Consider the following 10,511-nt stretch of genomic DNA (forward strand, 5'->3'; position numbering starts at 1 on the left):
TTAAAGGGTGGATAACTTACTGATTGATGGATTTACACCACGTTACGTGCTGCCTCTTTTGCTGCTTGCTCACGCTCAACTTTTTTATTGATAAAGTATTGCTGCGCCATACTAAACAAGTTGTTGACCGTCCAATACAGCACTAGACCCGCTGGGAAGAATAGCATAAACACGGTGAAAATAATCGGCATAAATTTCATCACACGGGCTTGCATAGGATCTTGCGGCTGTGGGTTTAGCATCTGCTGGAAAAACATCGCCGCGCCCATAATGAGTGGCAAGATAAACAATGGATCCATGGATGATAAGTCACGAATCCAACCAATCCAAGGGGCATGGCGTAATTGGACCGATTCGACCAGTACCCAATACAACGCCAAGAAAATCGGCATTTGCAGCAATACAGGTAAACAACCTGCCATCGGATTGACTTTTTCTTCTTTGTAGATGCGCATCATCTCTTGTGACATACGCATACGGTCATCACCATATTCTTCTTTTAGGGCTTGTAATCGTGGTGCCACTGCGCGCATTTTTGCCATCGAGTGATAGCTTTTATTGGCGATAGGCATTAACGCGATTTTTACCAATAAAGTGAGTGCAATAATTGACCAACCCCAGTTACCCAAGACTTTATGTACATTATCCAAAATCCAAAATAGCACTTTTGAAATCGGCCATAAGATACCGTAATCAACAGTTTTATCTAACCCCTCTGCCAAAGGTTTTAAGTTGGTTTGAATTTTTGGACCTGCATACAGGGCAGACGTTAACGTCACTTGTTTGTTGGGAGCGACTGACACAGGGTTACTGGTGAACCCGATAATGTGATCTTTGCCAGCTTCACGGCTATAAAAATTTGCTGTGTAATCCTTTGGCATCCAAGCGGTGACAAAATAATGCTGTACCATGCCAATCCAGCCTTTATCACTGCTGGCTTTTAAACCCTCATTAAAATTACCAAACTTGAGTTTGTTGTAAGGCTGATCTGGTGTACCCCATGCGCCACCTAGGTAAGTCGATAGGCTAATTGCGCCTTTGTCACCTTTACCTGGGTCTTCGCTATTATCACGTTTTAACTGCGCATACATTTGTCCTTGCCAAGGCTGCGTACCGTTATTGGTGATGTTATAGCTGACGTTGATAGGATATTGACCTTTGGTAAACTTATAGGATTTGATGACGGTTACGCCATCTTTTTGATAAGTTAAAGGCACGACCAATTCGGCTTGATTAGGTTGCATGACAAATTGGTTACTAGGCGCGGTAAAAGTCGCACGGCCATTGCTATTATCAATACCATTGGCACCAATTAACCCTGACTGAGCCACATATACGCGATTACTATCTTCTTCAAGGAGTACAAACGGTTGGTTGCTATTTAATGTCTGGGTCTGCTCTCGAAGCGCCGCGTATACCACATCGCCACCCACTGGATTAATACGAAGATCATATTTGTCCGTCATCACGCTAATGAGCTGTGCGCCCGTTTTCTGGGTAGTAGCAGCTGGGGTTGGCGTGGTTGCCGTTGCCGCGGGAATATCACCCGTTGGCGTACCTGAAGCCCCCGCCACTGGCACATCATTGCTACTCACGGCTGTGGTTGTTGGGGTTATCGCCACGGGTTTATTTACATTGGTATAATCATCCCGCCATGCCAGAATCAGCAAATAACCCGTAATCAACATTGCGATAATAATCAATGTCCGTAAAATTTTTTGCATATATAGCTATCCTATCTAATGATATTGCTTAAAATCACTAGTTGCTAATAAAGTAAAAACAATTAAAAAATAGAAGACATTCTACTAAAAAAAAGTTAAAAAAGATATTCTATAAATAGTTGACTCGATTACGCTATTTGAGACTGGCGACAAATTTTTATAATTTAATTATCTACATCAATTAATGATAGTGGTAAGCATATACAAAAAAGTAAGACGGGCGTGTGTTAATATAATGATAGCGGTAGCGATATAATGGCTTAGGGACAAAATCAATCCCATGCCCACCCCAAGGATGGCAGCGCGCGATACGCTTGACTGTCAATATCCCACCCCGGTACCCCCCATGCAATCTTACCGCCTCTAAACCATAGCTAGAGCACGTTGGATAAAACCGGCAACGAGGTGCCAACCATGGGCTAATCAAACGCTGATAAAATATAATCATACCCAGCAAAAATTTTGCTAATAATTTATCCATGGATTAAGACCAGATTTTTTATCACCTTCATTTGAGTAAAGATATTACGAACTGCCCAAAAAATTAACTCCGTTTCAACTTTCTAATCTTATCGTTGATTAAGTTAAAGCCCATCGCTAATTGCTGCGCAATTGCTTCATTTGGCATGTCATCGGAAAACTGCTTGATAGTTAACAAAATATCAACTTGACCATTTAGCTGGTGCTGATGCAACCGAAAATGCTCTCGCGTTAATCGCTTAATACGATTACGCTCATGGGCACGTTTGACTTTCTTTTTAGTGATCGCAAGACCCAACCGATTTACTGCAGCTTGTCTTTGGGTATCGGCTAAAACCACTTTGACAAAGAACAATAAGTTAGGCTGATGAATTTTAAACATCACAACAGGCTGTGACTGATTTTCACCAGTTTTGGTATGGCGACCCGACATCGCTTTAAAATCTTTAGGCGTTAGCAGCCGCTGTGATTTATCAAATTTAAAAGGTTTGTCTGCCGTCATGAGGATAAGTCCAAATCAATACCAAAGCACCATTAAAATAAAAGCCAAAGCTATAAATATTTTATAGATAGGGTAAAAACAGGCTGAAATAATAGAGTAGGGGAGTATGCTAATCCTTAGTTACGAACGGACTTCTAGCATAACGATTAGTACAACAATAAAAAAAGCGATATAAGAAGTATATCGCTTTTTACTATAACCTGTTTTAATATCAACATTAAATCAAGTTAACAAAATAGACATTACACCGTTAAACGATGACGGCCTTTAGCACGACGACGAGCTAAAACTTGACGGCCATTTTTAGTAGCCATACGAGCACGGAAACCGTGAGTACGTTTACGTTTGATTACGCTTGGTTGGAAAGTGCGTTTCATGCGATTCACCTTGGCTAAATTTACGTGACATTTAACCGATAGCGGTTAAAATACAAAATTTCAAAACAGTTAATCTCGTATTATCCTTAATTTTAACCAATAGGTCAAGGATAACTAAGCTTACCGATTAATTTCTTTCTTAAAATTACTGGTACAACCAATTATTTTGCTTATCTAAAATAAAATTTTTGTATAACAAATACAACTTAGTAAAAAGTTATCCACAAAAAATTTTTTTATTATTATATATTAAATAAGTATTATTTATTATTATTAAGCACATCTATTTCAGTGGATATATAGTAAAATGATAATAAAAAACAATTATTTATAATGTTGATAAGCCTGTATATAAATAGTTGATAGTTTGTTATTAACTTCCATTTTTAACTTATCAACAATTATATCCACATTATTATCCACAATAATTTTATTTGTAAAATAGCGGTTTTATGATACATTACACCAATTTTGAAGATGCTTGAATTAGGAAAGTGAAGTTATGGCGGATGCATTATGGCTTAAGTGCGTTGACGAATTAAAATATCAAGTACCTGATAATATTTTTACCATGTGGATTCGCCCATTATCCGCCTCAATGCATGACAACACGATGGTCGTCAATGTACCTAATCAATACTTTGCCAGCTATGTTGAAAAAAATCATTTAAGTCAAATTCAAACGATTTTACACCAGCTTGAGCCAACCCTACCGATTCAGGTGCAGATTCAAATTGATAAGGGTAACGCAATCACTGATGCTGTCGGTACACAAGACCTTGGTGAGCAAAAAGTGACGCTGGTAAAAAATGAGCAGCAACGCTCTTTTCAGTATATCGATCCGCATTTTACGTTTGACCAATTTGTAACCGCAAAATCCAATCAAATCGCTTATAGTATTTGCCGAGAGACTGCCAACAATTTGGGTCAATCAAAAAATAATCCGCTGTTTATTTATGGCGCGACAGGTTTGGGAAAAACCCATTTGATGCAAGCAATTGCCCACGAGATTTTAAAGCAAGGCAAAAGTTTTTATTACTTCACGTCCGATAAATTTGTTAACCAGCTGGTGAATTCATTAAGAAAACAAAAAATCGATGAGTTTAAAGATAAAATAAAAAAAGCCGATTTATTGATTATTGATGATATTCATGTGATTGCGGGCAAGCAAAAAAGTAGCGAGCAGTTTTTGCTATTGCTCAATGATTTTATGAGCAAAAATAAACAAGTGATTTTGGCATCTGATAAACACCCGAGCGCACTGACTGATTTTGACGAACGTTTAAAGTCACGTTTGGCTTGGGGGGTGGCCGTGGCGTTAGAGCCGCCAGAGCTAGAAACCCGTATTCAAATTTTGCAAAAAAAATCCAAAGCGCAAGAGGTGAATTTGCCAAAAGAGTGCGCTATTTTTATTGCTCAGCATATCATCGCCAATGTGCGAGAGTTAGAAGGTGCGCTGAACAAAGTTTTAGCCATTTCCCGTCTGCTCAATCAGCCTATCCATTTAGAATTGGTACAAATGGCGTTAAAAGATTTGATTGCCATTCGTGTACAAGCGGTCAGTATGGATAATATTCGTAAAGTCGTTGCTGAGTTTTATGATATATCGGTCAAAGACCTGATGGGTAAAAAGCGTTTACGTCATATCGCTCGTCCGCGGCAAGTGGCTATGAGTTTAGCACGTGAACTAACCAACAACAGCTTTACAGAAATTGGTCAATCATTTGGCGGTCGCGACCATACCACGGTGATGCACGCCTGTGAGAAAGTTCAAGAACTTTGTGTCAGCGATCTGATGTTTGATAAGGATTATCGCTCATTAAAATTAATGTTACAGACCTAGTATTTTGTTAACTCGATTAAAAAGATTTTTAGTTAATTACCCCGTATAATAGATTGTAATTTTTCCATTTGTTAAACCATTCATTTTGATTTGAGGCGGTGCCATGCAATTAGTAATCTCTCGCGATTTGTTACTACAAGCGATTAATTTAATTTCAAAAGCCGCTGACAAACGCCATAACATGGTGATTTTGGGAAATATGAAATTGGCGTTAACCGACTCTCAATTGGTGATGGTAGCGTCAGATTTGGAGCTTGAATTACAAGCCACCCTTAATTTGCCAGCATCGGCGTGCAAACAACCAGGTGAAATCACCGTTCCTGCCAACAAATTCAAAGATATCGTAAAATTATTGCCCGACGGTTTACCGGTCTCTATCACTGTCGCTAACGACAATCAGTGTTTAATTGTGTGCGGTAGTAGTCGTTTTAAACTCAGCACTTTGCCTGCCCAAGACTTTCCCCTATTGGGTGAGCCCGAGCAAGTCACGCCTATCCAATTGGGCCGTGAAGACCTAGTCGATTTGCTCGATAAAACGCATTTTGCGATGGCAGTGCAAGACGTGCGTTACTATCTCACCGGTATGCTGTTTGAAGTCAAAGAGCGGCAATTGGCAACGGTATCAACCGATGGTCATCGCTTGGCATTGGCTCGTACGGTGATAGCGTGTGATGATAGCGTGGCACTGGCTGCAATTTTACCAAGAAAAGCCGTACTTGAATTACAACGTTTGTTAGCAGAGCTTAAACGCCTGCTACCGAATCAAGATAATAACATCACCCTCAATGTCGGTCGTGAATTTTTACAAGTTTTACTCCCTTTTGGAGAAGTCGATAGCACAGGTCAGCTAAAAAATGCCATCATGGTGGCTTTTACCGCGCGTTTGATTGATGGTAAGTTCCCTGATTATCGCCGCGTCATGCCGTCATTGACCAACAAGATTGCCCGTATTAGCCAAGAGCAGCTGGCGAATGTGCTTCGCCGCGTGGCTATTTTGAGTAACGAAAAATCGCGTGGCGTGATTTTTGATTTTTCAGGTGATAACAATTTGATGGTACGTGCTAGCAATGCTGAGCAAGATGAAGCCAGCGAGCAGCTTGAGGTTAAGTATCAAGGTGAGCCATTAGAGATATCATTCAACGTGGCTTATTTGCTAGATGTGCTGAATGTACTGCAAGGCGAAATTGACTTTAATATGAGCCAAGCCAATGCTTCGGTATTGGTACAACAAGTCAACGATAGCAAACACGAGTTTGTGGTTATGCCAATGCGTATTTAGTCAGCGGGCATATTTTTTTCAATCCAGTGATGAGTAGTTAAGTAGATAAATCATGCAAATTATTGAATTAGCTATTCATCATTTTCGCAATCTTCACAAGATAGAATTACAACCTACCAGTTGTAATGTGTTCTTGGGTCAAAATGGCAGCGGAAAAACATCGCTGTTAGAAAGCATCTATTTATTATCGCGCGGCAAAAGTTTTCGCCATCATCAACCGAGGCATTATATTGAGCATGGTTTTAGCGATACGACGGTTTTTGCTAAGCTCAATCATGACCAAACCGTCGCTATTGCCAAATCCCAAGACGCTACCACGCAATTACGACTCAATGGTCAGTCGCTTGTGACCCAAAGCCCACTTGCGCAGCTGCTACCGACCCTATTGCTTGAGCCTGTGAGCCTTGCACAGCTAGAGGATGGTATTCAAGCAAGGCGTGAAATGCTAGATTGGTTAGGGTTTCACGTGGAACAATCATTCCACCCCAATTGGCTGTCTTATCAGCGTCTACTAAAACAACGCAACAGCTTATTAAAGCAAAATGTTGGCAACGCCTCATTAACCAGCCTGCAACAGCAAGAACTCTCCGCTTGGGATTACCAGCTAAGCCAACATGCAGAAAAAATTCACCAAGCAAGGGCCCACATTATTGAACAATGGCAGCCCTATTTTTTGGCGCAAGTGCAAAAATTTTTACCCCAGTATGCCCAAAAATTACGATTGCGTTATACACCGGGGTTTGATACTGAAGCTGGCTTAGCCATTACCTTAGCCAATCGTTTGGCGTCTGACATTGAGCTTGGCTATACGCGTATGGGATGCCATCGGGCTGATATCAATGTTGTGCTAGATTTAGTGCATACTGATGGATCAGGGCATAAACACAAGCAGACATTGCTTGCCACCGATATGCTGTCACGGGGTGAAAAAAAATTATTGGTCATGGCGCTTCGCTTATCGCAGTTGCCGTTACTCAATCAGGTCGATAAAGTACCCTTGGTATTGGTAGACGATATCACAGCAGAATTGGACAATGACGCGCTTATGCTGTTATTAACTGGCTTAAAACAAGTGAATTCGCAGCTGTTTATCACCAGTCTCACCCAAGATATCGTCGAGAATATTCAGAAGATTTGGCACGATAATATAAAACTGTTTCACGTGGAACAGGGAAGCGTTAGACAATTACCGCTTGAAACACAACCTATTCAAAATGACCTATAAAAACCAATAACATTTTTGGGTGACTAACGTTAGATGATTAAGTATTTTTTCAAACTGATGTAACTTAAACTCTCTCTTTTTAGCTGAGCTAAATCACTATTTTACCTCTCATAAGCAGGGATATTCAGTGACTTTTCCCCTAAAATTTGCTACAATAAACCCTTTATTTTTCGCCAAAAAACTAAGAAAAAAATCAACGATTTTGACCATAAAATCGAGTATGTTCTGACGTTTTTGCCATGCAAAACTTATGGAGTCATCATGACTGATACATCTGCGAATGTAGCCGATCAGACACAACAATCTATTACCCAGTCAAGTCATCAAGAAAGTAAAGCCTATGGTTCTGATAGTATCCGCGTACTTCGTGGCTTAGAAGCCGTCCGTGTACGCCCTGGTATGTACATTGGCGATACCGACGATGGCACAGGTTTGCATCATATGGTGTTTGAAGTGGTGGATAACGCCATTGATGAAGCCTTGGCGGGTCACTGTGATCAAATTGACATCATCATCCACGAAGATGAATCGGTCAGCGTTAAAGATAATGGACGCGGTATTCCTGTCGATATTCACCCAGAAGAAGGGGTGTCAGCCGCGCAGGTTATCATGACAGTACTGCATGCGGGGGGTAAATTTGACGACAACAGTTATAAAGTCTCAGGTGGTTTGCACGGTGTTGGTGTGTCAGTGGTTAATGCGTTATCAAAAAAACTGGTGCTCGATATCTGGCGTGACGGTTACCACTATACCCAAACGTATGCCGATGGTGAGCCCGTAGCGCCTATCGAGCAGCTTGAAGCCACTCATCAAACAGGCACACAAGTGCGTTTTTATCCAAGCGATGATATTTTTACAGGCACGATTTTTGATTTTGAAATTCTCGCCAAGCGTTTACGCGAATTGTCGTTTTTAAACTCGGGTGTACGCATCGTATTGACGGATGAGCGCGATGACAAACGCCATGAGTTTGAACACGTTGGCGGTCTATCTGAGTTCGTTCATTACATCAATGCAGGCAAAACTGGGCTAAATGACGTGTTTCATTTTACCAGTGAAGAAAATGACGGTATCAGCGTCGAAGTAGCATTGCAATGGACAGATAGCTACAACGAAAAAGTATTATGCTTTACCAACAATATCCCGCAAAAAGATGGCGGTACCCATCTTTCTGGTTTTCGTTCAGCGTTAACACGCTGCCTAAATAGCTATATGGATAGCGAAAACTTGATGAAAAAAGAAAAAGTTGCGGTAACAGGTGACGATGCGCGGGAAGGTCTAACGGCGATTATTTCTGTCAAAGTACCTGACCCAAAATTCTCAAGCCAAACCAAAGACAAACTAGTATCAAGTGAAGTCAAACCCGCGGTTGAATCAGCCATGCACGATAAGTTTAGCGCTTACCTGCTTGAAAATCCCAATGCTGCCAAAGGGATTGCTGGTAAAATCATCGATGCCGCCCGTGCGCGAGAAGCGGCGCGTAAAGCTCGTGAAATGACTCGCCGTAAAACCACCCTGGATATCGCAGGTCTGCCAGGCAAACTTGCTGATTGCCAAGAAAAAGACCCTGCGATGTCAGAGCTGTACATTGTGGAAGGGGACTCGGCAGGTGGTTCTGCCAAACAAGGGCGTAACCGTAAGATGCAGGCGATTTTGCCGCTGAAAGGTAAAATTCTAAATGTAGAACGTGCGCGTTTTGATAAGATGCTATCGTCGCAAGAAGTGGGTACCTTGATTACCGCATTGGGTACAGGCATCGGGCCTGATGAGTACAATCCTGACAAATTACGCTATCACAAAATTATCATCATGACTGATGCGGACGTGGATGGTTCACATATTCGCACCTTGCTTCTGACGTTCTTTTTCCGTCAAACCCCAGAGTTATTAGAACGTGGTCATATTTATATTGCGCAGCCACCGCTGTATAAAGTGAAAAAAGGTCGTCAAGAATTGTATGTCAAAGATGATGAAGCGTTAAAGGCCTATTTGTTGTCGTCAACCATTGACGATACCCAGCTGCATTTGAGCGAAGGTACGCCTGCGATAACAGGGCAAGCGCTAGAAACCTTGCTCAATGATTATAACCAAACTCAGACCATCAAAAACCGTTTGCAACTCAAATATCCAAGCGCCGTATTGGATGCGTTGGCAATCACCAGCAAACTTAGCATACCGATGATTGAAGATGAAGCGCAAATGCGAAATTGGGTAGAAGCGTTAGCGCAGAATCTAGCAGTGACGGCAGACGGATTAGACCCACAAATTGAATTAGAGTCCTTTAGCAAACAAGAAGGCGATCATCAAAAAACCTATTATCTACCGCGCGTGACGATTTTTATCCATCAGTTGCCACACGCGTACTTATTAGATACCGCATTTATTGGTTCAGGTGAGTATAGCCGTTTGCATCGCTTAACCAGCCAATGGAAAGACATGTTATCAGATACCGCTTATGTCGCTAAAGGCGATAAAAAACTGCCGATCAAAGACATGGGTTATCTATGGCAATTTATTATGAGTGATGCGCGCCGTGGTTTAGCGATTCAGCGTTATAAAGGGTTGGGCGAGATGAACGCTGATCAATTATGGGAAACCACGATGGATCCAGAAAATCGCCATATGCTAAAAGTCACCATTGAAGATGCGATTGCTGCTGATCATTTGTTCTCGTGTCTGATGGGGGATGATGTAGAACCGCGTCGTGCCTTTATTGAGGAGAATGCGTTAACAGTGACCAACTTGGATATTTAACCCAATTTTAGGGTCGTGTTTTAATACAATGGAAACCACCTTATGTTGTAATAAGGTGGTTTTATTTCAGCTTGAATTTTTAGAAGAGATATCACATGATTGCCTTATTACTGCTAGCGATAGCCTTATCGATGGATGCCTTTGCTGTAGCGATTGGACTCGGTGCCAAACACCGCCAAGATACGACCAAAATTGCGGTCATGGCAGGCGTATATTTTGGCGTGTTTCAAGGTTTGATGCCTTTGATTGGTTATCTCGGTGGACGTTCAATCTTAGAACCTGTTCACGATTAAAAAATATGCTAGGATAAGCTACATAATCAATTAA

Annotated in this window: 9 protein-coding genes; 5 read left to right on the forward strand and 4 right to left on the reverse strand. The window is 41.4% G+C overall.

The features are described from left to right. Positions 1-32: 32 nt before the first annotated feature. The 4 genes from yidC to rpmH all read right to left on the reverse strand — a co-directional run bounded on the left by yidC (position 33) and on the right by rpmH (position 3,083). Positions 33-1,724 (reverse strand): membrane protein insertase YidC, encoded by a 1,692-nt coding sequence (yidC, locus tag RTL34_RS08165; RefSeq protein ID WP_312116076.1) that lies wholly within the window; start codon positions 1,722-1,724, stop codon positions 33-35. A gap of 181 nt (positions 1,725-1,905) precedes the next feature. Then, positions 1,906-2,205 (reverse strand): membrane protein insertion efficiency factor YidD, encoded by a 300-nt coding sequence (gene yidD, locus RTL34_RS08170; RefSeq protein WP_076776917.1) that lies wholly within the window; start codon positions 2,203-2,205, stop codon positions 1,906-1,908. A gap of 63 nt (positions 2,206-2,268) precedes the next feature. Beyond that, positions 2,269-2,706 (reverse strand): ribonuclease P protein component, encoded by a 438-nt coding sequence (gene rnpA / locus RTL34_RS08175; protein ID WP_095356243.1) that lies wholly within the window; start codon positions 2,704-2,706, stop codon positions 2,269-2,271. Between the two features lie 242 nt (positions 2,707-2,948). Then, the gene (rpmH, locus tag RTL34_RS08180; RefSeq protein WP_050326012.1) at positions 2,949-3,083 is read right to left on the reverse strand and encodes a 50S ribosomal protein L34; all 135 of its coding nucleotides are present in this window, start codon (positions 3,081-3,083) and stop codon (positions 2,949-2,951) included. A gap of 502 nt (positions 3,084-3,585) precedes the next feature. Between rpmH and dnaA the strand changes: the two genes are divergently transcribed. The 5 genes from dnaA to RTL34_RS08205 all read left to right on the forward strand — a co-directional run bounded on the left by dnaA (position 3,586) and on the right by RTL34_RS08205 (position 10,477). Beyond that, complete coding sequence (dnaA, locus tag RTL34_RS08185) at positions 3,586-4,926, forward strand: chromosomal replication initiator protein DnaA (RefSeq protein WP_312116081.1); 1,341 nt, start codon at positions 3,586-3,588, stop codon at positions 4,924-4,926. A 103-nt stretch (positions 4,927-5,029) separates the two neighbouring features. Continuing rightward, positions 5,030-6,205, forward strand: coding sequence for a DNA polymerase III subunit beta (dnaN, locus tag RTL34_RS08190; protein ID WP_312116082.1), 1,176 nt, complete (start codon positions 5,030-5,032; stop codon positions 6,203-6,205). 52 nt (positions 6,206-6,257) lie between these two features. Then, positions 6,258-7,430 carry a DNA replication/repair protein RecF gene (recF, locus tag RTL34_RS08195; protein WP_312116084.1) on the forward strand — a complete coding sequence of 391 codons (1,173 nt, stop codon included), beginning with the start codon at positions 6,258-6,260 and terminating at the stop codon, positions 7,428-7,430. A 261-nt stretch (positions 7,431-7,691) separates the two neighbouring features. Further along, positions 7,692-10,184 (forward strand): DNA topoisomerase (ATP-hydrolyzing) subunit B, encoded by a 2,493-nt coding sequence (gene gyrB / locus RTL34_RS08200; protein WP_312116086.1) that lies wholly within the window; start codon positions 7,692-7,694, stop codon positions 10,182-10,184. 95 nt (positions 10,185-10,279) lie between these two features. Further along, a complete protein-coding gene (locus tag RTL34_RS08205; RefSeq protein WP_062333066.1) occupies positions 10,280-10,477 on the forward strand; it encodes an MntP/YtaF family protein in 198 nt (65 codons plus the stop codon). The last annotated feature ends 34 nt before the right edge of the window (positions 10,478-10,511 follow it).

This window comes from Moraxella sp. CTOTU47915 (assembly GCF_031986685.1).
Classification (GTDB): domain Bacteria; phylum Pseudomonadota; class Gammaproteobacteria; order Pseudomonadales; family Moraxellaceae; genus Faucicola; species Faucicola tetraodonis.